Here is a 22393-nt window from a genome sequence, read left to right on the forward strand (position 1 = left end):
AAGAGGACGCACAGCCTGACGCCGGGCGAGCACAAACTACGGGCGGGTGCAGACGCGCTCCTGCTCGACGATCGTGCGATAGCCGCGGGCGCCCTGCGGCTGGAGGTAGATCGTGGGCGGCCTGCGGCGCGACCAGTAAGCGGAGTCCGAACGCTTTCGGGTCTTTGCGCTATTCGCGGACTATTCGGTCCTGCACGCGGCCCCCGGCGCGGTGGGGTCCGTCAACGAGGGTACGCTAGCTGCTGCGCGATCGCAACCTCGCCGACCCGCTCGAGCTCGACGTCCACTTCGCCGCCGGCCGCTACGACGAGGTCCGCACCCGCTGCATCGCCCTCGCCGACGAGGCCGAGCGCCGCGGCAGCAGCGAGGACTCGCCGTCCCTCAGCGGCAGCGTGCGCGTCGAGGTCCTGATCGGCATGGTCGACGCGATCGCCCGCATGTGGGCCGGCGACAAGGTCCCGGCCAGGGAGGGCGGCGAGCGCCTCCAGGCCTTGCTCCCCCAGCTGCTGCGCGCCTGCGCCGTCGATGCCGACACGTTCATGCGCGCCTTCGAGGCGGCGAGCGGTCCGTGACCGCGCGAGCACGCCGCGATCCGGGCGCCCGCTCGCGCGCGGTCACTGGCAGCCGCCGTCCCACTCGTGCGCGCCGATGCTGAGCGGCAGCGTGCGCGGGAGGCCGTCGATGTCGTCCGGCACTTCCGCGGTGATGTCGCGACCGCCCTGCGTCACCGTGCACGGGCTGAGGGCGTCGAGGACCATGTCGTCGTCGGGGCCGACGATGGTCTGCGCCAGCTTGAGGTTGTCGGCGGCGTTCGCGAGCCCGTCCTCGAACTCCATCACCGTCTTCCACTGTCGCATCGGGCTGCTCCCGTAGAGGGTCCAGTTGCAATCGAGCACGTTGTTGCGCGCGTTCTTCGGCACCGACCCGCCGCTGTTCGAGAAGACGCAAGTCGCGGAGATGTTTTCCGACTCGATCAGGTTGTTGTCGACGGTCGGCGTCGCGTTCATGCCCAACCAGATCCCGTAGGGGGTGCCGATGTCGACGTCCTGCAGGTAGATGCTGTTGCCCAGGACCTTCGCCGCGCCGCCTTCCAGGTAGATCCCGTACGCTTTGCCCAGCACGGCGGACATATCGATCACGTTGTCGGCGATCAGGCCGTTGGAACTGACCGCCGTGACGGCGAACGAGGGCCTCGGGACGTCGACGACGTCGAAGCGGAAGCGGTTGGCGACGATGTTCGGGTCGCCGAAGTCGACGCCATTGCCGACGATCCGGGTCGAGGCGACGTCCTCGGTCGGTTCGATGACGTTGTTGCGGATGGTGGCGTCGCCCGCCACGAACAGCGCAGCCCGGTGCTCCCCGCGCGAGACGCCGACGTGGAAGCCGTCGAGCACCGTGCCGCCGGACACGCCGGCGGGGATCTCGATCGACCGGTGGGGATCGGAGTCGGACGACGGGAGCGCCACCGCCGACTCGTCGATGATTCGCGTGACGTACTGCGCCGGGTCGCGCTCGCCCCAGTCGGCCCGGTAGCTGCCGTACAGCGAGACGCCGTCGATCATCACGATGTGGTCGTCGTTGCTGTAGTCGACGGCGTAGTCGCCCTCGGCGACGCGGATGGTGTCGATGGTGCCCAGCTGTCCGGCCCTGTCAATGGCCCACTGGATCGTCCGCAGCGGCAGCTCGACGGTCCCGGGGTTGCCGTCTTGACCGTCGCCACGCACGTAAAGCACGTTGGCCTCGCCGCCGATCCCGGTAGTGCTGCCGTCGCTGGTCGAGCTCTCGGTCGTGGTGTCGCCGGTCGTGGTGGTGTCGCCGGTCGTGGTGGTGTCGCCGGTCGTGGTGGTGTCGCCGGTCGTGGTGGTGTCGCCGGTCGTGGTGGTGTCGCCGATCGTGGTGTCGACGGCCATCGTGTCGCTGGTCGTCGGCTGCTCGGTCGTGGTCGACGTGGTCGGGCTCGACGTGGCATCGGCGCCCATGGTCGTGTCGGGCGCGCTGGCCGACATCGTCGACTCGCCCGCCGACGTGTCGGGGCTCGTGGCGCCGGGTTCGGTGGTGCTCGAGGTGGACGCGCTGCCGTCACCCCCGCTGTCGCCACACGCCGGGCTCACTGTGAGTCCTTCCCATGCAGCAGGAGTTCATGGAACTTGGGGCCGGGTTTGTCTGTTGGGCCGTAAACCCACGCAAGCGATGCTTCGGGGTAATTGGCCTCATGCAACCCATCCGCAACGCGGAGGAGGATGCTCAAGAGCCTGACATCCGCTTCCGCAATCAACTGCCCAAGCTGGCGATGGACGCGATCAGGCGTTGCCTTCCTTGTCAGGTAATCGGATACCATCAAATAAATACACCGCTTCGCCACGGGATCCAGCGCCTCACGAGCTTTCTTCCAGCCTTCCTCCATCCCGAGGATCATCCAATCTTCGTCGATGCTTTCCTCGATGCGTCTGGCACCTCGGCTCTGTGCCTATCGGGTCACCTGACGCTGGTTCTCAGCGCCTGTGCGGCGCGTAGGAGGCGGACGGGACCCGCACGTTGCGGTAGGAGATCGAGGCTCGGACGAGGTCTGGCACGACGGTGCGGTAGCGACGGATGCCCTTCCCGGTGCTGGCTTCGACGAGTGCGGCGGTGAAGAGTTGGCTGGGGCGCACGAACCGTCGAGTGCGTCGGGTGTATCGCTCGCTGGCTGCCCAGATGTCCCGTGGGGTCCGGCTCAGTTCTTCGGTGAGGATCGCGGCGCCGAGGAGACCGCCGTGCGCGCCGAGCCCGGAGAGAGGGTCGATGCAGTGCGCGGCGTCGCCGACGAGCACGACCCGGGGGGCGTGCCAGCGCTCCCCTCGGACCTGCGTGAACCGGGTGATGCGGGTGCTGTCCGGGTCGACGGCGTTGACACGCTCGATGAACGCTGCGTACTCGCGTCCGCTACGCCTGAGGACGTCGGTGGACGCCTGCAAGAGTTCGGCTGGTTCGAGTCGGCCATCACCGGCGTGGATGACCGTCGCGAGGAGGGTGGCGTCTTGGTCGGGGTACGGGAAGAATTGACACTGCACCCCGTTGGCCAGCAGTACGGTCGCGCGCGAGGTGCCGGCGAGGGTCCCGGGCACCCTGATCCAGTGGTGGACGCGGCCGTTGCGGTAGACCATGCCGTCGTCAGGGCCGATGACGAGCCGACGCACGGTCGAGTTCACGCCGTCCGCTCCCACGATGAGATCATAGGTTTCGTGGGATCCGTCCTCGTAATGCGCCTGGACACTTCCCAGTCGTTGCTCGATGCCGGTGAGCTTGCGACCGAAAGTCATGGAGACGGTCTCAGCAACGTAGCGCGAGAGGGCCCCGATCAGTGCGCCGCGTCGAGCAAGCCGCGCCCCCGGCCACGTGAAAGAGGTGAGACGACGACCGTTGATGCGGATGGAAATCTCGGGCGTGGGAACGCTGTGCTGCTCGGCGATCGACGTCGCCCCGAGCTGCCCGAAGACTTCCATGGCGACCGAGTCGAAGAGGAGCAGGAACCCCCCGGTGGGGGGCTCCGGGGCGGCGTCGACGACGGTGACGTCGTGTCCGCTCCGCGAGAGCATGAGAGCGACGGCGCTGCCGGCGATTCCGGCGCCCACAACGAGGATCTTCATGAGGACATCCCTTTGATGATGTGACGGGTGGCCTTCGGCCGGCGCTGAGGTCGTGCCGCGGGCAGGACGATGGCCGAGTCCGGTTTCGGGCGGTCCCGATGCCCAGGATCGGGTCGAGCTGGGTCCGCAGCACGAACCCGAGCCCGGGAAGGTGGTTGACGAGGGGGTAGACGGATGATACTTCAAAGTATCATGCGAGATCAACAAGTATCATGCATCGCCCTGTTCTTCACCTGCCTTGCGCCTACCGCGTGCAGCGAACCCGAGGAGACGGACCTGCCGGACTACGCCCGGAGCGTCGCCCCGCTGCTCGAGAAGCACTGCGTCAGCTGCCACTCCGCGGGCATGGTCGCACCCTTCGCGCTCGAGACCTACGCCGACGCCCGCAGCTTCGGCCCTGCGCTGGTCGCTGCCGTGCAGGCGCGGACCATGCCCCCGTGGAATCTCGACAACTCGGGCACGTGCCAGACGTACGACAACGCGCGATGGATGTCCGACGAGGAGATCGCTACGTTCGCCGCGTGGGTCGACGCCGGCATGCCCGAGGGTGAGCCGCGGGGCCCGCTCGTCGCGCCGACGACCGAGCCGCTGGCGCTGACCGTCGAGCTCGGCATGACCGAGCCCTACACGCCCGCAGGTACGCCCGAGCACCCCATGGACGACTACCGCTGCTTCGTTGTGCCGGGGTTCGCGACGCCGACCTTCGTCACGGGATTCCAGTTGACCCCGGGGGAGCTTGCGCAGGTGCATCACGTCATCGGCTACGCGATCATGGATCCATCCGCGGAGGCGAAATTCGCCGAGCGCGACGCGGCGGCGCCGGGGCCCGGCTTCTCGTGCTTCGGTGGGCTGGTCGACGATGGTGTCCTCGGCGTCTTCGGGTGGGCTCCCGGGTCGCTGGGCGAGCGCTACCCCGCCGGCGTCGGCGTCGAGATCCCGGCAGCGGGCAGCCTCGTGCTCGAGGTCCACTACAACCTGGCCGCTGGCGCCCGGCCCGACCTCACGCGCGTCGCGTTCGAGGTCGCGCCGCAGGTCGAGTGGCCTGTGCTGCTGTTCGGGTACGACGACCTGGCGCTGCAGCTCGAGCCGGGCCTCAGCTCGGCGAAACACGAGCACAGCTTCCGGTTCACCGACCTGGGCCTGGACGAGCCGATGCTCGCCTTCGGCGTCGGCCCGCACATGCACACGCGGGGGCGCACGCAGCGGCTGGTCGTCGAACGTCCAGACGGCACGTCGACGTGCCTCATGGACGTCCCGCGCTGGGACTTCCACTGGCAGGACTCGGGCCTGTACACTGAGCCCGTGCCGCTGGCCCCCGACGAACTGCTCCACACGACCTGCACCTACGACACTCGCGGCGACCAGGCGCCGATCGCGTGGGGCGAGAACACCGACGACGAGATGTGCCTGTCGTCGCTCTTCCTCGCGCGCGCGAACGGCCGACCGTGGGCGGAGCTCCTGAAGTGACCCAACCGGCGAAGCCGCCGCTGCGACCCTCCGCGCGCGAGGCGATCCTCGAGGCCGCGATCGACGTGCTCTCCGCGAACCCGGGCGCGGGGCTCGACGTCGTCGTGCAGCGCGCGGGCGTGGGTCGGGCGACGCTGTTTCGCCACTTCCCCACGCGCACCGATCTGGTGCGCGCCGCCGGCCTGAGCGCGCTGGCCGAGCTCCGCGCGCGGCTCGGCGCACCCGAGCTCGCCCGCGGTCCGATCCGCGAGCGTTTGCAGCACCTGTTCAAGATCCTCGTCGAGGCGGGCAGCCGGACCCACTTCCTGCTCGTCGCCGCCGAGCTGTTCGAAGATCCCGAGCTGACACGTGCCACTGAGGAGGTCGACGCGCACGTCACTCCGGTGCTCGACGCGGCGATCCGCGAGGGTGTCATCCGCGGCGACGTCCCGAGCGAGTTTTTCGGGGACATCCTCGAGGCGATGGTGTACGGCGCCTGGTCCTCCGTCGCCCGGCAGCGCATCACCACCGCGGACGCACAGACGTGGCTGCTCGAGACGTTCCTGCACGGCTTCGGGTCGGCGGGACGTACTGAGGCGCGACGGCCCGCTGCTCGCGCTCGCCGTCGCTCGTCATGAACGTCGCTGAGCTTGACGTGGGACGAAGCCCTTGTCATGGCGGCCCGCCGACTGGCGGCCTCAAGGCTTGTCCCGCTGGACTGTCTGGGATGGCACAGGAACCGAGATGCGCGACGGTGCGATCTCCCGGATGTCTCGAAAATTCGTCTCGATTTTGTCGCGATTCGGGCCGTTTTCGCGACAACCCCTCGTATACGGCCACGTAGAGGGGCCTAGCGCTTCCTGTACACCACATCACCAAGATCTTCCACGGACTACTGTCTGGAGCTCCCTCCTCGGCCTGAATCCAGGCCGAAGTGGAACCGGCGTTTCAGATGCACGGTTTCGAACTCTTGACAGGCGAACAGCTGCGCGGCCCGCTCGTGCAGACGCTCGAAGGGCCGCTCGAGCCGGACGAGGTGCTGCGATTGGTGCCGCCGGTGCCGGTTAGGCCTGGATGGCCGCGGGAGCGGCGCGCCCCTTGTAGACCGCGCGCTTGAGCAGGCACGTGCTCCCCGGCGAACGCTGAGACGATATGCTGTAAGCGCAGGCCGTCGAACACCCGGGCCGTCAGCGCAGTTTCGCGGGCATTGCGGGACGTCGAGGTCCGGACCCGCGAGGCGATCGGTGCAGCATCAACGTCGGCCGCGAGCGCTGGCTCTCGGGGTCGATCCAGCGTAGCCTCGGCGCGACGGTCCCGAAGCTCACCCAGGAGGCGCGCCTGATCGCGGCGATCCACGACGATCCCGAGAGCGACGATCCGCGGCTGGCGTGGGCCGACTGGCTCACCGCGCAGGGCAACCCGTGGGGCGAGGTGGTGCGCACGGCGGTGGGGCTGGCGGCGCGCAGTCGTCCGCCGTCGCGCGCCCTGCTGGCGGCTCAGCGCCAGCACCTCGCGGCCGGCCTCGGACCGCTCGCAGCGGTGCTCTCCGACGACGTCGACGACCTCGCGTTCGAGCGCCGCACGCTCGCGGGTGGTGTGCTCGTGCGTGCCGTGCCCGCCGCCCTCGTGGCCGACCCGCGCTGGCGCGGGGTCCGGTGGTTGCACGCGCGTGACGGCGGGTCGCCTCAGGGGCTGCTCCGCGACGGCCGCCTCGATCAGCTCGTCAGCCTGCGCAACCTGCCGATCGACGCGGTGGCTGAGCTGGCCGCCTGGCCCGTGGCCGCGCGCCTGCGGGCGCTGAGCGCCTTCGCTGACGGGGCGCACCGGAAGCACCTGACCCCCGCGCTGCTCGAGCCGTTCGGGGCGCTCGAGCGCTTCGCGCTGCACGACCTCGGCGACGACGACGACGATGACGGCGAGGCGGGAGCGGAGCGCGTGCATGGCTGGCTCGCGCGCTCGAAGCTGGCGCGCCAGCGACTGCGACGGATCGGCGTCCGGCCCGGGCACCAGATCGCGATGGCGCTGGCTGAGCGGCCGCGCTTTCCGGCGCTCGAAGCGGTGCGCTTCGACAGCCTGGAGCTGGTGTACGCCGGGCGCGGCGCGCAGCTGTTCTTCTTCGCCACCTCGGCGTGGCTCGAGGGCAAGATCGCGGCGATGAAGATCCCCACGGGGGCGATCACCACCGTCGAGATCGATGCCCGCGTTGTCGACCGACACAAGGACGGCCGCGCCGCGATGAAGGCGCTGGCCGCCCGTCTCGGCGCCAGGTTGACGATCCACGCGAAGCCCAGGTTCCGCACGCACCTCGAGCGTTGGGACTGGGACTGACGACGAGCCGCGCGCCAAGATCATCGACCTCTCGACCTGCCACTTCGTCGAGCGCCACGAGAACGCCCTGCTGATCGGCCCCCACCGGCGTCGGTAAGTCGCACGTCGCCCAGGCCCTCGGCCACCGCGCCTGCCGCCAGGGCCATCAGGTCCTCTGCGCCGCCGCCGCCGACATGCTCGCCCAGCTCCGCATGGCCCGCGCCGATCAGACCTACGATCGGCGCCTGCTCCGCTTCACCGCCCCCGATCTGCTTATCATCGACGACCTCGGCCTGCGCCCGCTGCAGCACGACGAACCGCTCGACCTCTACGAAGTCATCCGCCAGCGCTACGAGCGCGGCGCCCTGATCCACCCCGCGCGGCGCAACAGCCATGAGGGTCCTGCGCGCCGCTCCCGGGGCGCGGTGGCGGCCGTCCACTAGGCTCCTGCACGCCGTTCCGAGGCGCGTGGCGGTGCCGTCGCAGGGCAACTTTGGGGGGGACGACGCAATTCCAGCAGCCGATCGGGGCGCAGTTCGAGCTGCGGCTGCGGTTCTGAATGCGCGGGGATCCGGCGGCGCGCGCCGCAAGTCGCGCAGTGTTCAGGGCGCGGTGGTCGGGGTAACCTGGCGGGGTGATGACCTGGCTTATATCCCGTGGGTGGCTGTTCTTGCTCCTGGCCATGGCGGCGGCGTGCGCGACCGATGCGGAGCGCTGCGCGCGGCACAACGACGACCAGAGCGGCTGCGAGGCGGCGGGCTGCAATTACTGGGCGGCGACCGAGATCGTGGCGGGGGCCGACGGGTGCCGGACCGGCGAGCCGGTGGGGTTCTGCAGCGAGGAGCTGGGGATGTCCTCGGAGGTCTGGTCGATCATGTACGTGCCAGGACCGGAGCCGCGGGCGTACCGCGTCGTCGGGCACCACGAGGACGTACCGGACGATTGGGTCGCGTGCAGCTGCTTCGACGCCAACGCGCCGGCGGCCTGCGCGTGCAAGCTCGACGAGGGCTGCAAGACGCCGATCCTGTCGCTGTGCGAGGGGTTCGCCGACGCGGCGAGCTGCAACCATTTCCAGGGCGAGGTGGGATTCAACGGCTGCGTGTGGACCGAGTCGGCGGTGCAGACCCGCGTCGACGCGCAGACGTGCAGCCGCGAGCCGCCAGTGGGGCGCTGCGTCGCGGTCAACCTGCGCGGCGAGGGGGAGGGCTGCTGGAACGGCCAACCGCCGTCGGTGTGCGCGGGCCGGCCGGAGCAGCCGTACTTCAAGGGGATCCCGGGCGCGCTGAACAATACGGCCGAGATCTTCCGCGACATCCCCTGCGAGTTCACGCCGATCGATCTGGCGCCGTGCTGGTCCGGCGAGACGCAGCGCGAGGTGTGCGAGTGCCCGTGCTTGCCGTGATGATCAGGACATCTCCTCAAAGGACATGTCCTGAAGGTTAGGTTGTTTCGGACATGCCTATGAGGACAGCCACGAGCGAGTCGGTCTCGAGGCGGTCGCGGCAGGCGCCGAGCTCGAGCGTGGCGACGAGCTGGAGAACACCCGCGAACGCTGCGGCCGCAGCGAGCAGGTGCGTCTTTGGCGTGCGACCCATGACCTCTCGGAGCACAACCGAGCGCGACAGCGTGACCACGCCCTGCCCTTGAAGTTGTGCATGCCGCCTCCGGCGCGCGGTGGCGGCCGTCCACGGGCCGGCAAAACGCGCCAGGACGCCTGCGCCTGTCCTTAGCGCCGAGAGCCGGCGCGGGGCCGCGCTCGGTCCAGAAGCTGCTCGGCCATCAACACCTCGCTACCACGGTCGCCGCCTACCTCCACGACACTGGCGACGCGCAGGGGCGCGCGGTGACGGCCCTCGAGAACGCGCGGGCATCGGCGCAGCCAGTTGTCACGGATCCGTCACGGGCTCCTCGGACGCGCCCTCACGCCGGCAAGGGAAAGCCCAAAAAGCGAAGGGGTCACAGGTGATTAGAATGAATCACCTGTGACAGACGGCGCAGTATCGTATTCGTCCGGCGAGCTGCGTTCCTGGCTGAGCCGCGGTTCGGCTACACCTCGTTCGCATGCATCCCGAGCGACACGCGGCGGAAGACGTTGGTGGCGAGCCGCTGCTGAGTGTCCTCCTGTTTCACAGTCTCCTGCCAGAAGGCCGGGGCGAGCTCCAGGACGCGGCGCCGGGGCCACGACGGGAGCAGGCACAGCAGGTCACGGAGGTAGGCCCAGGGCTCGATGCGGTGGAGCTGGCAGCTCGCCAGGAGCGACACGAAGAGCGTGTTGGCGCGGGCCCCCTCCTCGCTGCCGAGGAACAGCCAGTTCTTGCGCCCGATGACCTCGCGCCGGAGGTTGCGCTCGGAGATGTTGTTCTCGAGCGGCAGCCGGCCGTCGCCGAGGAAGCGCCGCAGGGCGGTCCGCTGATTGCGAGCGTAGCCGAGGGCCCTGGCCAGCGGCGTGCCGTCGAGGGCGAGCGCGGCCTGCTGGTCGCACCAGAGGAAGAATGCGTCGACGATCGGCTTCGACTTCGCCTGCCGGACCGACTCTCGCTTCTTGCGTGGCGCCGTCGCCAGCGCCCGCTCGATCTTGAAGAGCGCCTTGATCAGCGACAGCGCGTGCCTGGCCAGCTCCGGTTCCGAGCCGAGGCACTTGAAGAAGTACCTCCTGCAATGGGCCCAGCTTGCGCCAGGCCAAGCCTGGGGAAGGAGAAAGAGGAAAATCAGAAACCTTCCAAAGCGATCCAGGGGGTTCGACTCCCCCACGGTAAAGGCGAGCAGCCAGCCGGAAGCGAGTCTTGCACGGCGTACGGTAACGTGCGTCGTGAAGCGTAGACAGCGGGTGCTGAAGCCCTGCTATGGAGCCTCGACATCATGTGCTGCTGAGGTCCTCGTTTTGTTGGAAACGGGGACAGCATTTTCCGGTCCGTTATGCGAGGACCGGGAGGCTCGGCCGGGGTCTGAGAACAGGGCAAAGGCACAGGATGGATCGCCCAGGAACCTGGGAGATCCCGTCGTCGCCACATGTGAGATGCCGCTTTGGTCCACGGCACCCGAACGGACCTGGCTCGTGCAGCGCGCTCCTGCTGCACGGGAGCGAACCTGGGAGCAGCATGTGGAGCCCGGAAGCGAATACATAAGTGTACGGGTATCGGCGGCGGGAAGTCGTAGCGCTCTCGTAGTACCGCGGAGGCTGGGGAACTCGGCTCATGGGGACCCAGCGGAGGGAAGGGGGGCGCCGTGCCGGCAGAACCGCGTCTGAGAAACACGAGGGTCCTATGAGGCCCGAAAGCGTGTCCACGAAACAGACGCGGATAGCCACGCTGGCGAGGAACAATCCCAAGTTGGTGATCACCTCGCTCAATCACCACCTCGACATCGAATGGCTCCGACACGCGTACAACCTGACGCGGAAGGATGGCGCCATGGGCATCGACGGGCAGACCGCGGCAGATTATGAGAAGGACCTGGAGGCGAACCTTCAAAGCCTCCTGGACCGGATCAAGTCCGGCCGTTACAAAGCCCCGCCGGTGAGACGAGCGCACATTCCCAAGGCGGACGGCTCGACGCGACCGCTCGGGATCCCGACGTTCGAGGACAAGGTGGCGCAGCGAGCGATCGCGTTGCTGTTGGAGCCGATCTACGAGGTGGATTTCCAGCCATGCTCGTATGGGTTCCGGCGCGGAAGGTCGGCGCACATGGCACTCCGGGAGATCCGCAACCAGATCATGGATTGCACGATCCGATGGGTCCTGGATGTCGACATCCGGCAATACTTCGACACGATCGATCACCGTCGGCTGAGGGAGTTTCTCGACCGGAGAGTCGTGGACGGCGTAGTCCGCAAGATGATCGATAAATGGCTCAAGGCTGGCGTACTTGAGGGTGGACAGGTGAGCCACCCCGAGACGGGTACGCCGCAGGGGGGAGTGATCTCGCCGCTGCTCGCCAACATCTTCCTGCACCATGTGCTGGATGAGTGGTACCAGCGGGACGTTCGGCCTCGGATGAAGAGGCGCTGCTTTCTTGTGCGATTTGCTGACGACCTCGTCATGGGGTTTGAAGACTTCCTCGACTGCATCCGCGTCCGCGAGGTGCTCGGCAAGCGGCTGTCTGCGTACGGCCTCAGCCTGCACCCCGAAAAGACCAAGATGGTCGACTTCCGCTTCAAGCGCCCTGACGGAGGGCGGCACCCTGCCACGCAGGCGACCACGTTCAACTTCCTCGGCTTCACCCATGTGTGGGGGAAATCGAGGCGAGGTAAGAACGTGGTGCATCAGCGGACGGCGAAGGACCGTTATGCGCGTGCGCTCAAGGCCATCCGCGACTGGTGCCGGGTGAACCGTCACCAGCCGATGGCGGCCCAGCACAAGCGACTGTCCCAGATGATGACCGGGCACTACTCGTACTACGGCATCAGTGGGAATGGCCGACGCATCCGTTGGTTCGCGCACCAGGTGCAGCGCGTCTGGCACTACTGGCTCGACCGTCGTTCGAGAGGCTCTCAAGGCAGATGGAAGCAGTTCGATCGGCTCTTGTCTGCCTATCCCCTCCCTGCGCCACACATCGTTCACAAGTACGCCGAAGCGAGCGAATCTGCCGCACGAGGAACCGGATGCGGGAAACCTGCACGTCCGGGTCTGTGAGGGGCGGGGGCGGCGACGCCCCCGCCTACTCGGCAGCCGACTTCGACGACCTCGCCGCTGGCATACAAGTGGTCATAGACGGCGTGGGCGTCGGCGACGAGATAGCCCGTATAGCCCTTCGGGAGCCGATCGACGGCCTCGCTGTCGTGGGCCGGCGAGAAGCGGAAGAGGACGTGGCGGTCCGGCGCGACGAGCACCCAGAAATGGGCGCGCTGGTATTGCTCCTTCGCCTGCACGAGGACGCCGGTCGCGTCGATGCAGAGGTAGGGCTGCGTGAAGGCGTCGGCGAACATCGCCTCGACGAGCGGCTCGACCAGGTCGGCGAGCTGCTCGTGCCAGCCGCAGATCGTCGAGCGCGCGAGCTGGAGGCCGTCGCGGGCGTAGAGCGCCTCGAGGCGGTTCGCGGGCAGATGGTCTTGCCAGCGATGCACGATCGTGTCGGCGAGAAGGCCGGGGCCGGCGAGGCCGCGCTCGATCGGCAGCTCCAGTCGTTCCGCGATCTGCACGGCCGGCCCCTCGCCGTCGATCGTGCCCGGCGCCTCGCCCTTGCGGACAAACTTCGGCCGGACGATCCGCGCCACGACCAGCGAGGCCGGTCGACGCTCGACCACCTCGCTGACGACTTGGCCGATCCCTGGAACGCGTCGAGGCCCTCGCGCACGACCTCGGGCGGCAGCACCTCGATCTCGACCCACGGAAGGTTCTCGGGCAGGGGCCGGCGGCCGCGAGAGCGCCGCCGAGTGGGCGCGGGACGATCGACTTCCGCGTCGTCGGCGTCTTCGTCGTCGGCATCGTCGAGCTCGACTTCTTCCTCGACCTCCTCGACGACGACGTCGCGGCCGGCGAGCATCATCTCGAGGATCTGCAGCGCGAGCTGCGGGTCGTCGCCGGCGGTGAAGCGCTCGGCCTTCTTGCCGACGACGATGCCCTTCTCGAGCAGCTTGCAGCGCTCGAGCAGTTCCATGTACAGCTTCTTGTACCGCTCGCGCTCGACGGTCAGCTTGTCGATCGCGTCCGCGTGCTCGCGGATGCGGCTCTCGAGTTCATGGCGGACGAGCTCGACCTCGGTCACGTCTCCTACGTACGCTTTTGAGAGCTCACGTCAAGAGCGATTTCGCCCCGCACGGCGTGGAGCTCGCTCGACGCCTCGCAGCAGCTCCGCGAAGCTTTTCGTGTCGACGACCACCGAGCGCTGCGACGGCTCGTCTGCCGCGGGTACGCGGAACAGCGCCCGATGCAGCCGCTTGTACATCAGGCAGTAGCCGTTACGGTCCCACCACAGCACCTTCACGCGATCGGACCTGCGACTGGCGAACACGAAGACCGCCCCGCCGCGTGGGTCCTCGCCGATCACCTGCCGCACCGTGAGCGCGAGCGCATCAAACCCGCGCCGCATGTCCTGCGGCTCCGTGCATACGAAGATCCGCACCGACGAGGGGATCATCGTCGAGCCTCCAGCACGTCGAGCACGCGCCCGAGCATGTCGGCCTCGACATGACCGCGGATCCGGAGCACCACGCGCCCGACCTCGAGCTCGAGCACGCCGGCCTCGTTCGTCAGCGACGCGGCGATTTCCTGCGTCACCTCGACGAAGCCGGCGCCGCCCGTTCCCCGGTCCTGGGCGCCGTCCTGCGCACCGTGCAGGCGCCACTTCCACCAGCCCAGAGTGTGCGCATTGACCCGGATGCGCGCTGCGTACTCCTTGCAGGTCTGACCGCTGGCGATCCAGCCTTCGACCCGCTTGCGCCACGTCGCCTCCGTCGCCCTGCTCATGGCTTGCCCTTCTCCCGCACGCGGCTGGCCCGCTCTCTCGGCCGCATCGGCCGGAAGTCCAGCCGCAGCGCCCCGCCGAACGAGCTCGCCTGCCAGGACATGTTGCTCGGGATCAGCAGCGCGAACGTCCCTCGCGCCGGCGGCTCGGGCTGCGGCACGACAGCACCGCGGTCATCACGTTTTTCTTCGGTCTCTTTCGACATTCAGCCTCCGAGGGCCCTTGTAGGCTCTCGGCCGGCTCCTCGTCACGACGCAGCTCGCCGGACGCTTACGCACGGGACACCGATGGCTTGGCCCGTCGCGCTCGCCGGCGATAAGGGTTACCGAGCGAACTGGGTCGACCAGTACCTGTTGGAGCTCGGCATCCAGCCCGTAATCCCGAGTAAGGAGAACGAGGACCGCTCCCTTCGGCCTGTCGCATTCGACAGCGCCGCGTACCGGCGTCGAAGCATCGTCGAGTGCCTCATCGGCTGGCTCAAGGAGTCACGCCGGATCGCCACTCGGTTCGAGAAGAAAGCCATCAACTTCGGCGCGATGGTTAAACTGGCGTTTATCCACCGCTACCTGCGCCTGTGCCCGATGCGCGATTTCGGACATAGCCTAGTCGGCGAGCGCTTCTGAAATAGGACGCGAAGGGATGGTGGAAGGTGGGGAAGACGGAACAGTATCCTGCGATGAGTCTCTCGACGGCTCAGGAAACGCCGGCGAAACCCGGGGGCCAACCAAGAGCTCTTCGGCCTTGATGCGGGCCACCGAAGTCGCCGAGTTCATCGGCTCTACCGAGACGCAGGTAAGGAACATGCGGGCTCGTGCCCAGCTTCCCCCTCCCATCAAAGTTCCAGGTTTGGGTGTGCGGTGGCTTCGAAGCGACCTTGAGAAGTGGCTCGTCAAACTGGGGGAGCGCCGTTGACAGTTAAATGTCAAAAGCGCCGGGGTGATGTAGTCCGGCGGTCCGCGATCTCGCGGTTCCTCGGCACTACAGCGTGGCAAATCGACGATATGGTCGCCCGCGACCACGTCCCGTCCCTGGTGAAGATCCCTGGTCGAAGTCTGGCTCGCTGAGCCCGCACCTGCTGCTTGACGCGCCCTCGGCTCGGCGCTACGGGTCGAGCTGAGGGCTGCGCGGAAAGAGAACGCGCAGATGAGTGTAAATGTGATTGAACGCACCGATGCCCGCACGCCACGGCTCCAGGTCGTGATCTGGGCCGTGCCGCCGGGGAAGCTCAAGGCGGAGCGCTACCGCTACAACGCGCCGCGCTCGATCACCAGCAAGTCGGCGGCCCAGCGATGGGGCGAGCAGGTCCGCCGAGAGATCGAGGCCGGCAGGCCGCCCCCGCAGAGCCGCGAGGGTCGGAAGAAGGCCACCGCGGAGAAGGTCGAGCAGGAGGCGGCAGCCGAGCAACAGCGCCTCGCGGCGATGACCGTCGCCGAGTGGTGCGAGGAGTGGGAAGCCAACGAACGAGCGCGGCGCGTGCGTGAGAGCAGCCTCATTCGGCGGCGGCAGGCGCTTCGCTACCTCTGCCAAACGAAGCAGGCTGGCGCGGCAGGCGAGCAGGGCAAGGTGCTGGGCGACAAGCCCGTCGCCCAGCTCAGCGAGCTCGACCTGTCCCGGGTGCAGCGGGAGATGGAGAGCTTGCACTCCTCCACGACGAACACGTACCTGACGATCGTCCGGGCGTGCCTCAACGCCGCGCACAGGCTCGGCCTGCGCCCCGCGCTCGTCGGTCCGCTCCGCGTGCTCCGGACGGAGCCGCCGACCGAGCGTGTCTCGCTCGCGGAGGACGACGCCGAACGACTCATCGCGGGCGCTGAGGCAGTCGGTCCGCGGCATCTCGCCGTCGTACTCGCCGGCCTCGACGCCGGCCTCCGCGCCTCCGAGATCGCCGGCCTCCAGGTGGGCGACATCGACGGCGACGACCTGCACGTGCGCCGCTCCATCGCCATCATTCGCGGCGAGCGCGTGGTTCACCCGACGAAGAGCGGCGAGCCGCGGACGTTGCCGATGTCGGAGCGCCTCGCGGCGGCGCTGCGAGAGCTCGCCACCTCATCCGCCGATGGGTGGCTCCTCCACGACCGCCTCGACCGGCCGGCGACCAGGTGGACGGTCGAGACGTTGCTCGACAGCGCCGCTCGTCGCGCCAAGCTGAGTCCGTTCGGGCCGCATCGGCTGCGGCACAGCTTTGCGACCCACGCGCTCCGGGCGGGGATCGATCTGGAGACGCTGCGCAGGCTGCTCGGGCACGCCGACATCAAGACGACGGCCGAGTACCTGCACAGCGACCCGAGCACCGAGCGGGCCGCGATCTCCCGCCTCGGCGCGCACCGGCGCGGAACCGCCCGTGACACAGCCGTGACACAGGCGCGGCCCTCTCCGCGGCCGAACGCCTAGGGCGCGGCGCCGGCGGCGATCATCGCGGCGTCGAAGCTGCCCTCGCAGATCGAGAAGAACTGCGGGGTACCGAGCGCCTCGGCGACGTCGAGCATGCGGGTCGGCGGGATGGCGACGACGGTCTCGTCGGTGGGGCTGACACAGCCGGGACCGATGCCGAACAGATCCTGCTGCACGGGGTCGGGGTCGTCGGCGTACGTCAGCGGGACGTTGCCGGTCTCGAAGCCGCTCGGGACGCCGGCGATGGCGACCAGGCTCACCGTCGCGCCGCCGGTCTTGGTCGCCTGAATGTCTTGCAAGATCTGGACGTACTTCGACACCGGGTGCAGCACGGCCTGCTCGGGGTCCGAGGTCATCGTGGCGGTGCTGTCGAAGTCGGCGGACTCGCAGCTCGCGTAGGTCGGGCCGGCGCCGACGCAACTCACGCCGGCGTTGAAGCAGACGGCGCTGGTCGGCGCGGGCGCGTTGGGGTCGGACCAGAAGGCCTTGTTGCCGGTGAAGATCTCGTCGAACTCCGGGTCGTAGCTGCAGTCGGCCTCGTCGGTGACGATGACGATCCGCAGGTCGGCCCCCGGGCGCAAGAAGCCGTAGTTGGTGGGGCTGTCGGGCGAGGTCGCCTGCGCGAGCGCCATCGCCATCGCCTGCAGCGGCGATTCGAAGCCGCAGCCGGCGACCCCCTGCGGCAACGCGCACGCGAGCGCGTCGACCAGGTCGGCGGTGACGTTGAGGTCGCTGCCGGTGCGCTCGAGCCACGCGCGTGGCTTGGGGTCGGGGTCGAGGGCGGTGGCCGTGGGCGTGATCGTGAGTTCCGAGAGCGCACACTTGTTGGTGCAGGCGCTCGAGAAGTCCTGCCCGTTGAACACGAACTCGCCCTCTGCGGCGGCTGCGACGCAGCTGCGCAGGACGAACTTGCCGCCCTCGGGGGTGTTCTGCGCGGCGGGGCAGCGCGGGTTGCCGGTGTCGGTGGTGGTGACGGCGATCCGCAGGTTGACGCCGTCGAGGTCGGAGAGCAGGGCGGGCATGCTCGAGGCGAGCAGGCTCTGGTGGCGAGCCATGCTGCCGGAGTTGTCGATGACGAACAGGATGTCGACGGCGCCTGTCACGGGCGGCTCGCCGGTCGTACCTTCGAAGGTGTCGTTGCCGGTGGTGAGGTCGGTGGTCTCGCCGGTCGGGTCGATGGCCGTGGTCGCGCTCGGGTCGTTGCTCCCATTCCCGGAGGCGTCGCCGGTCGAGGGCGCGTCCTCGGTGTCTCCGGTGAGCGTGACGCCCTTGAGCTCGCAGGCGGCGACGAGGGGGAGGAGCAGGGAAAGCGTGAGGGGTAGGCGTGTCATCGGCCGGGCAATGGCCGCGGGCCGTCCGAGTCGTCGGATTTTATTTGCAGGCCGCGGCCGCGCGCTCGCGCAGCGGGGAATGCGGGTAGTCGGCGAGGAAGGCGTCGGCCTCGCGGCGCGCCTCGTCGCCGCGGCCCAGGAGGCACAGCGCCTCGAGCCGCCGCAGCCGCGCCTCCGGCACCAGCGAGCCGCGGGGGTGGGCCGCGAGGTAGGCGTCGGCGTGGCGCAGGGCGGTCGCGCCGTCGCCGTCGCGCACGGCCTGGGCGGCGGCGCGGACCGAGGCGAGCTCGCGCGCGAGGTCGGCCTCCGTGGCTGGCTTTTCGGGCATGGGCGAAGAGACAGGTCGATGGACGCTCGGCGCGGCCGGGGCAGGCGCCTCGGAGACGTCCGAAGGGACAGGTCTAGCCGCGGCCGCGGCGGCGGGCGGGGCCGGGACCTCGACGGCTCGCGGGCGGGCGTCGGGCTGGTGCTGGTAGGGCGCGGCGGCCCCGACGTCGCGTCCGCGGGCCGAGAAGCTGTCGGGCCAGACGAGGCGGGCGGCGAGCAGCGCGGCCGCGGCGGCGGCGAGCAAGCCGAACGCCCACGTCCGCGCGGAGGAAAAAGGGGGCCGCGCGGGAACCCGCTCGGGGCCGAGGGCGGGCGCGGGCTCGCCGGCGTCGATGCGCCGCACGAGCTGCTGCCAGTTGTCGGCGGCGTTGCGAGCCGACGGGGCGTGCCGCGCGCGGTAGGCGAGCAGGAGATCGCGCGAATCGTCATCGTGGCTGGCCATGGGTCCTCCGCAGTTCGGGGGCGAAGCGTCGCACGGCGCGATCGAACAGGGCGCGCGCGGCACGAAGTCGCGAGTAGACGGTGTTGGTGTTGGCGCCGGTGGCGGCGGCGATCTCGGGCGCAGTGAGGAACTCGAGCTCGGCGAGGACGAACACCTCGCGCTTGTCGTCGTCGAGGGTGGCGAGGAAGCGCTCGACGAACTCGGCGGCCTCGATCTGCGCGAGCGCCTGGTCGGGCTCGACGGCCGGCGACGGATCGGGCACGGCCCGCAGGCGACGTTCGGCGCGCATCGTGCCGCGGCGGAGATCGGCGGCGACGCGGCGGGCGATCCCGTAGAGCCAGCTGCGCATCGAGCTGCGGCGGTCGAAGTCGTCCCAGCGGCGATAGACGACGAGGAAGACGTCCTGGACCTTGTCGTCGACGGCCTCGGCCGGCACGCCGAAGTAGCGGAGGATCCGCCACACGAAGTCGTGGTGTTCGCGGAAGACGACGGCGAACTCGGGGGCGACCCCCGAAGAAGGACCGGACCGCGCGGCGAGCGGAGGCATGTCGTGCGGGGATTGGCCGCCGGGCTTCCGGTCCGTCACGGAATTCTCAACTGGACGCCGAGGACGGCGCGGAAGGCGGCCGGGTTGGCGCGGAACACCGGTCCGACGCCGTCCAGGACGAACAGGGGCCGCACGACCGGGACCACCGCGTCGGCGCCGAGAGTGACCGCGACCCCACGCGTGAGCGGGACCGCCAGCTCGGGCCCGACCACCACCGCGAACCACGGCTGCGCGCGCGTGCGCGCGCCCTCGACCCCGAGGCCGGCGCCGAGCAGCGCGCCGGCCTCCAGGCCGCCGCAGCCAACCAGCTCGAGCCGCGGGCGTATGCCGGCGACGCCGCAGGCGCGCAGGGTGGCTGTCCACAAGGACAGGCGAGCCCCGGCCGCCAGCGTCGGGTCGGGCCGGGTCTCGCGCGGCGCCAGGCCGGCGGCGCCGAGCTCGACGCGGAAGCGCCGGCGCATGACGCCGAGCGCGACGGCGAAGCCGCCGGTGGGCCCGGACAGGCTGCCCTGATCGAACACGCTGGCGAGGCGCAGCGAGGCCCGCCAGGGATCGGGCGGCGGGGCGGGCGCGGGCGGCGGGGTCGGACCGTCGAGCGGGTCGTCGGCGCGGGCATGGGCGGCGAGCGGGGCGGCGAGCGGGTCGTCGGCGGCGACCGGGGCGGGCGCGGCCGCCGGAGCCGGGGCGGGCGCGGGCGGCGGGGCGGGCGCGGAGGCCGATTGAAGTGTGCTTTGATTTATGTCTGAAGGGGCAGGTTCTTCGGGCCATGTCCCATCGGACTCGGGCGGCAGCGCCGGCGGCACGCCGGCGGCCAGGCTCGGGTCGACGGCGGTGGCGACGATCTCGGCGGCCGCGTCGGCGAGCACCTGGCAGCGGCGGTCGCGGAGGCTGCGGCGCTCGCTGCCGGCAGGGCTCTGCAGCTCGAGGTCGAGGCGGAAGCCGCGGGGCTCACGGACGACGCGGGCGCGGGCGCGGACGCGCTCGGCGGGACCGCCGGGGTCGAGCGGCCGGCCGAGCAGCTTGCTGGTCGCGGCCGCGACTTCCGCGGCCGGAGGGCAGCCCTCGGGGGCCTGCCACTCGAGGTCGAGGCCCGCGGGCGCGAACGCGGCCACGAGGGCGAGGGCGAGGGGGAGGGCGGGCACCAGGGCGGAGAGTAACGAGTCTCGCGGCCGTCTGCACGGCCCGGCGCCGGCGCACGCTCGCCCAGCGGCGGCCTGGTGGCATGGTCGACGGGACCTCGGGCGGACGTGGACGCGAGCGAGCCGGCTGACGCGGCCGACACCTTGTCTTCGGGTCAGGTCGTCGAGTTTCGACTCGCGTGGCGGTCTACGCTTGCTTGCGAGTCACCCGCGCTCGAGGATCTGGCGGGCGCGGGCGATCGCCTCGGGGGTGCCGGCGAGCGCGAGCACGTCGCCCTGCGCGAGCGGGGCGTACGGCGCGGGCGAGGTGTCGGGCGTCGAGTGGCGGTGGATCGCCATCACCGTCGCGCCGGAGCGCTGGCGCAGCTGCAGGTCGGCGAGCGTGCGGCCGATCGCGAAGTCGCCAGGGTCGAGGCGCAGCGGCGCGAGGTCGGGGAAGCCGGGCAGGAGGTCGCGCGCGCCCGGCAGCGATCGGTCCTCGTCCACGTCGCCGCCCTCGTGGCTCTGCTTGGCCAGCATGGCGACGATGAGCTCGGTGCCGGCGTGCACGTGGCCCTGCAGGTTGGCGAGGCTGCGCCAGCCGTCGTAGAGAAGGACCAGGGCGATGAGGCCGAGCACCAACAAGATCGTGCTGAGCGGCACGAACGGCTGGGCGATGGCGACCAGCGGGCCGCTGACGGCGAGGCTGAGCGCGACCTCGAGGGCGACGGTGAGCGCGCGGCGGGGCGCGGCGCCGAGGTCGGGGCCGTCGTCGGCGTGGGCCGGCACGACGATGCGCGCCAGCGTGCGGGCGACGGCTCGCAGGTGGCGCAGCACGCCGAGGAAGAACAGGCCGACGACGACGAGCGACAGCGTGACCCACACGACGTCGACCAGCGACGGCGGCAGGTGGAAGCGGTCGGCGAAGAACTTGACCACGTCCCAGTGGATCAGGCTCGAGCCCGCGGCGCTGACGAGGAGCAGCGCCGCGTCGAGCACCAGCAGGATCACCGACCTGCGCACCCGGCTCCACACCGTCACCGTGCGCGGCGCAGTGCGGAGCTGCTCGATCCACGACTCGTAGAAGTCGACGAACGTCTGCAGCCGGCCGGGCGACCACCGCTGCAGCGCGTCGGCCACCCGCTCGGAGCGGCGCACCAGCATGGGCGTGCTGATCTGCGTCAGCAGCGACACGCCGACCACCACCGGGAACATGCTCTTGTCGAGGATCCCGGCGGCGATGGCGAAGGCGGCGATGATGAACGAGAACTCGCCGTTCTGGGCGCAGCCGAGGCCGGCGCGCACGGCGTTGGTGAGGCCGTTGCCGGTGAGGAACGCGCCGGTCGACACGCCGACGATCTTGCCGACCAGGACCACGGCGGTCAGCGCGAGCACGAGCGGCCACTGGGCGCCGATCTCGAGCGGGTCGGACTGCATGCCGACCGACACGAAGAACACCGCGCCGAAGATGTTGCGCAGCGGCAGCACGTGTGGCTCGAGCTTGTGGCCCTCGCCGGACTCGGACACCAGCATGCCGGCCACGAAGGCGCCGAGGGCGATCGAGTAGCCGGCGGCGGCGGCCAGCGAGGTCATGATGAAGCAGACGGCGACGCTGGCGATCAGCAGGGTCTCGGGCCGCTCGTGGGCGGCGGCGCGGCGGATGAAGCGCGGGATCACCAGCAGGCCGAGGGCCAGCAGGGCGAGCAAGAAGGCGATCAGCTGGCCCACGGACCAGGCGAAGTCTCCGGCCGACACGCCGCTGCCGCTGGCGACCGCGGTCAGCAGCGCGAACACGAGGATCGTCAGCATGTCGTCGAACACGAGGATGGCGAACGCGAGGTCGACGAAGTCGGCGCGCTGGCGGTGCTCCTCGAACGCCTTGGCGGCGATCATGGTCGACGAGCTCGAGATGCAGGCGGCGACGAACAGGCTCTGGATCCGGTCCCAGCCGAACAGGCGCGCGCAGCCGAAGCCGAGCGTCATCATCAGCGCGACCTCGAACAGGGCGGTGAGCCCGGCGGCGGGGCCGATCCGGGCGATCTTCCGCAGGTTGAACTCGAGGCCGATGCTGAACATCAGCATGATGACCCCGAACTCCGACAGGTCGTGGGTCAGCAGGCCGCTGTCGCGCGCGACCTCGATGCCCGGCACGTACGGGCCGATCAGCACGCCCGCGAGCACGTAGCCGAGGACCGGCGGCTGGTTGAGCCGCTGCGACAGCATGCTGGTGACCGCCGCGGTCGCCAGGATGACGCTCAGGTCCTGAATGTAATGGACGACGTCGCCGGCCATAAAAGGTGGCGAGGTATAGCGCCGCAGGCCCGGCGAGCGCGCCGCCCGGAGCCCGGGGCCCGGCGCCGCGAACCGGCCGCGGCGGCGGCGAGCCGGCCGGACGGGCGCGCAGGCGGCGGACCTCGCGGCCGCATCGTGCGAGGCGCGTCGCGGGCCCGCCAGGC

Annotated in this window: 22 protein-coding genes and 2 pseudogenes; 9 read left to right on the forward strand and 15 right to left on the reverse strand. The window is 69.9% G+C overall.

Annotated features, from left to right (window positions below; translation table 11 throughout):
* Positions 1-392: 392 nt before the first annotated feature.
* Positions 393-572, forward strand: coding sequence for a hypothetical protein (locus tag NAEX_RS27515; RefSeq protein ID WP_096330455.1), 180 nt, complete (start codon positions 393-395; stop codon positions 570-572).
* Positions 573-614: 42 nt separating this feature from the next.
* On the opposite strand, the gene NAEX_RS27520 is transcribed toward NAEX_RS27515, so the two are convergent.
* From NAEX_RS27520 to NAEX_RS27530, 3 genes are all read right to left on the reverse strand, one after another.
* On the reverse strand, positions 615-2111 hold the full coding sequence (locus tag NAEX_RS27520) for a DUF1565 domain-containing protein (protein WP_100793558.1): 1497 nt from the start codon (positions 2109-2111) through the stop codon (positions 615-617).
* Positions 2108-2416: a hypothetical protein gene (locus NAEX_RS27525; protein ID WP_096330457.1), complete on the reverse strand. Its 309-nt coding sequence runs from the start codon at positions 2414-2416 to the stop codon at positions 2108-2110. Before NAEX_RS27525 ends, NAEX_RS27520 begins: the two co-directional genes overlap by 4 nt.
* Positions 2417-2492: 76 nt before the next feature.
* Positions 2493-3626, reverse strand: coding sequence for an FAD-dependent oxidoreductase (locus tag NAEX_RS27530; protein ID WP_096330458.1), 1134 nt, complete (start codon positions 3624-3626; stop codon positions 2493-2495).
* Between the two features lie 192 nt (positions 3627-3818).
* On the opposite strand from NAEX_RS27530, the gene NAEX_RS27535 reads away from it, so the two are divergent.
* The 5 genes and pseudogenes from NAEX_RS27535 to NAEX_RS27555 all read left to right on the forward strand — a co-directional run bounded on the left by NAEX_RS27535 (position 3819) and on the right by NAEX_RS27555 (position 8781).
* The gene (locus NAEX_RS27535; protein ID WP_170136050.1) at positions 3819-5093 is read left to right on the forward strand and encodes a monooxygenase; all 1275 of its coding nucleotides are present in this window, start codon (positions 3819-3821) and stop codon (positions 5091-5093) included.
* The gene (locus tag NAEX_RS27540) at positions 5090-5710 is read left to right on the forward strand and encodes a TetR/AcrR family transcriptional regulator (RefSeq protein WP_170136051.1); all 621 of its coding nucleotides are present in this window, start codon (positions 5090-5092) and stop codon (positions 5708-5710) included. Before NAEX_RS27535 ends, NAEX_RS27540 begins: the two co-directional genes overlap by 4 nt.
* 703 nt (positions 5711-6413) lie before the next feature.
* A complete protein-coding gene (locus tag NAEX_RS27545; protein WP_256254128.1) occupies positions 6414-7400 on the forward strand; it encodes a TIGR02996 domain-containing protein in 987 nt (328 codons plus the stop codon).
* 140 nt (positions 7401-7540) lie between these two features.
* A pseudogene (locus NAEX_RS27550) lies at positions 7541-7822 on the forward strand (ATP-binding protein); the annotation flags it as partial.
* Between the two features lie 194 nt (positions 7823-8016).
* Positions 8017-8781, forward strand: coding sequence for a hypothetical protein (locus NAEX_RS27555; protein WP_143141510.1), 765 nt, complete (start codon positions 8017-8019; stop codon positions 8779-8781).
* 37 nt (positions 8782-8818) lie between these two features.
* On the opposite strand, the gene NAEX_RS50795 is transcribed toward NAEX_RS27555, so the two are convergent.
* Both NAEX_RS50795 and NAEX_RS27565 read right to left on the reverse strand, forming a co-directional pair.
* On the reverse strand, positions 8819-8974 hold the full coding sequence (locus tag NAEX_RS50795) for a hypothetical protein (protein ID WP_170136052.1): 156 nt from the start codon (positions 8972-8974) through the stop codon (positions 8819-8821).
* A gap of 451 nt (positions 8975-9425) precedes the next feature.
* The gene (locus NAEX_RS27565; RefSeq protein WP_096330464.1) at positions 9426-10130 is read right to left on the reverse strand and encodes an IS66 family transposase; all 705 of its coding nucleotides are present in this window, start codon (positions 10128-10130) and stop codon (positions 9426-9428) included.
* 527 nt (positions 10131-10657) lie between these two features.
* On the opposite strand from NAEX_RS27565, the gene ltrA reads away from it, so the two are divergent.
* The gene (ltrA, locus tag NAEX_RS27570) at positions 10658-12010 is read left to right on the forward strand and encodes a group II intron reverse transcriptase/maturase (RefSeq protein WP_245913570.1); all 1353 of its coding nucleotides are present in this window, start codon (positions 10658-10660) and stop codon (positions 12008-12010) included.
* Here ltrA and NAEX_RS27575 read toward each other — a convergent pair.
* From NAEX_RS27575 to NAEX_RS50805, 5 genes and pseudogenes are all read right to left on the reverse strand, one after another.
* Complete coding sequence (locus tag NAEX_RS27575; RefSeq protein WP_170136053.1) at positions 11935-12621, reverse strand: IS66 family transposase; 687 nt, start codon at positions 12619-12621, stop codon at positions 11935-11937. The genes ltrA and NAEX_RS27575 overlap by 76 nt on opposite strands.
* A gap of 83 nt (positions 12622-12704) precedes the next feature.
* A pseudogene (locus tag NAEX_RS54650) lies at positions 12705-12974 on the reverse strand (IS66 family transposase); the annotation flags it as partial.
* A 138-nt stretch (positions 12975-13112) separates the two neighbouring features.
* A complete protein-coding gene (tnpB, locus tag NAEX_RS27585) occupies positions 13113-13454 on the reverse strand; it encodes an IS66 family insertion sequence element accessory protein TnpB (RefSeq protein ID WP_096330466.1) in 342 nt (113 codons plus the stop codon).
* On the reverse strand, positions 13451-13783 hold the full coding sequence (tnpA, locus tag NAEX_RS50800; RefSeq protein WP_170136054.1) for an IS66 family insertion sequence element accessory protein TnpA: 333 nt from the start codon (positions 13781-13783) through the stop codon (positions 13451-13453). The genes tnpB and tnpA overlap by 4 nt, the downstream gene beginning before the upstream one ends.
* On the reverse strand, positions 13780-13941 hold the full coding sequence (locus NAEX_RS50805) for a hypothetical protein (RefSeq protein ID WP_170136055.1): 162 nt from the start codon (positions 13939-13941) through the stop codon (positions 13780-13782). Before NAEX_RS50805 ends, tnpA begins: the two co-directional genes overlap by 4 nt.
* Between NAEX_RS50805 and NAEX_RS54255 the strand changes: the two genes are divergently transcribed.
* Both NAEX_RS54255 and NAEX_RS53930 read left to right on the forward strand, forming a co-directional pair.
* Positions 13883-14404 (forward strand): transposase, encoded by a 522-nt coding sequence (locus NAEX_RS54255; protein WP_338042560.1) that lies wholly within the window; start codon positions 13883-13885, stop codon positions 14402-14404. The two genes, NAEX_RS50805 and NAEX_RS54255, sit on opposite strands and share 59 nt — an antisense overlap.
* A 532-nt stretch (positions 14405-14936) precedes the next feature.
* Positions 14937-16172, forward strand: a complete 1236-nt coding sequence (locus NAEX_RS53930) for a tyrosine-type recombinase/integrase (protein ID WP_143141494.1) — start codon at positions 14937-14939, stop codon at positions 16170-16172.
* Here the strand turns inward: NAEX_RS53930 and NAEX_RS27600 are convergent.
* The 5 genes from NAEX_RS27600 to NAEX_RS27620 all read right to left on the reverse strand — a co-directional run bounded on the left by NAEX_RS27600 (position 16169) and on the right by NAEX_RS27620 (position 22229).
* On the reverse strand, positions 16169-17503 hold the full coding sequence (locus tag NAEX_RS27600) for a hypothetical protein (RefSeq protein ID WP_096330469.1): 1335 nt from the start codon (positions 17501-17503) through the stop codon (positions 16169-16171). The two genes, NAEX_RS53930 and NAEX_RS27600, sit on opposite strands and share 4 nt — an antisense overlap.
* 40 nt (positions 17504-17543) lie before the next feature.
* Positions 17544-18272: a tetratricopeptide repeat protein gene (locus tag NAEX_RS27605; RefSeq protein WP_096330470.1), complete on the reverse strand. Its 729-nt coding sequence runs from the start codon at positions 18270-18272 to the stop codon at positions 17544-17546.
* Complete coding sequence (locus NAEX_RS27610) at positions 18256-18858, reverse strand: RNA polymerase sigma factor (RefSeq protein ID WP_096330471.1); 603 nt, start codon at positions 18856-18858, stop codon at positions 18256-18258. The genes NAEX_RS27605 and NAEX_RS27610 overlap by 17 nt, the downstream gene beginning before the upstream one ends.
* A complete protein-coding gene (locus NAEX_RS27615; RefSeq protein ID WP_096330472.1) occupies positions 18855-19961 on the reverse strand; it encodes a hypothetical protein in 1107 nt (368 codons plus the stop codon). Before NAEX_RS27615 ends, NAEX_RS27610 begins: the two co-directional genes overlap by 4 nt.
* A gap of 201 nt (positions 19962-20162) precedes the next feature.
* Positions 20163-22229 (reverse strand): cation:proton antiporter domain-containing protein, encoded by a 2067-nt coding sequence (locus tag NAEX_RS27620; protein ID WP_096330473.1) that lies wholly within the window; start codon positions 22227-22229, stop codon positions 20163-20165.
* Positions 22230-22393: the final 164 nt, after the last annotated feature.

Source organism: Nannocystis exedens (genome assembly GCF_002343915.1).
Lineage (GTDB): Bacteria > Myxococcota_A > Polyangia > Nannocystales > Nannocystaceae > Nannocystis > Nannocystis exedens.

What these genes read in the sequence shown, in the direction of transcription:
- NAEX_RS27530 (WP_096330458.1), bottom strand. Translation starts at nt 3,626, where the DNA reads ATGAAGATCCTCGTTGTGGGCGCCGGAATCGCCGGCAGCGCCGTCGCT.
- tnpA (WP_170136054.1), bottom strand. Translation starts at nt 13,783, where the DNA reads ATGAGCAGGGCGACGGAGGCGACGTGGCGCAAGCGGGTCGAAGGCTGG.
- NAEX_RS27555 (WP_143141510.1), top strand. Translation starts at nt 8,017, where the DNA reads ATGACCTGGCTTATATCCCGTGGGTGGCTGTTCTTGCTCCTGGCCATG.
- NAEX_RS27620 (WP_096330473.1), bottom strand. Translation starts at nt 22,229, where the DNA reads ATGGCCGGCGACGTCGTCCATTACATTCAGGACCTGAGCGTCATCCTG.
- NAEX_RS27525 (WP_096330457.1), bottom strand. Translation starts at nt 2,416, where the DNA reads ATGATCCTCGGGATGGAGGAAGGCTGGAAGAAAGCTCGTGAGGCGCTG.
- NAEX_RS27605 (WP_096330470.1), bottom strand. Translation starts at nt 18,272, where the DNA reads ATGGCCAGCCACGATGACGATTCGCGCGATCTCCTGCTCGCCTACCGC.
- NAEX_RS50795 (WP_170136052.1), bottom strand. Translation starts at nt 8,974, where the DNA reads ATGGGTCGCACGCCAAAGACGCACCTGCTCGCTGCGGCCGCAGCGTTC.
- tnpB (WP_096330466.1), bottom strand. Translation starts at nt 13,454, where the DNA reads ATGATCCCCTCGTCGGTGCGGATCTTCGTATGCACGGAGCCGCAGGAC.
- NAEX_RS54255 (WP_338042560.1), top strand. Translation starts at nt 13,883, where the DNA reads ATGTTGCTCGGGATCAGCAGCGCGAACGTCCCTCGCGCCGGCGGCTCG.
- NAEX_RS27535 (WP_170136050.1), top strand. Translation starts at nt 3,819, where the DNA reads ATGCGAGATCAACAAGTATCATGCATCGCCCTGTTCTTCACCTGCCTT.
- NAEX_RS27600 (WP_096330469.1), bottom strand. Translation starts at nt 17,503, where the DNA reads ATGACACGCCTACCCCTCACGCTTTCCCTGCTCCTCCCCCTCGTCGCC.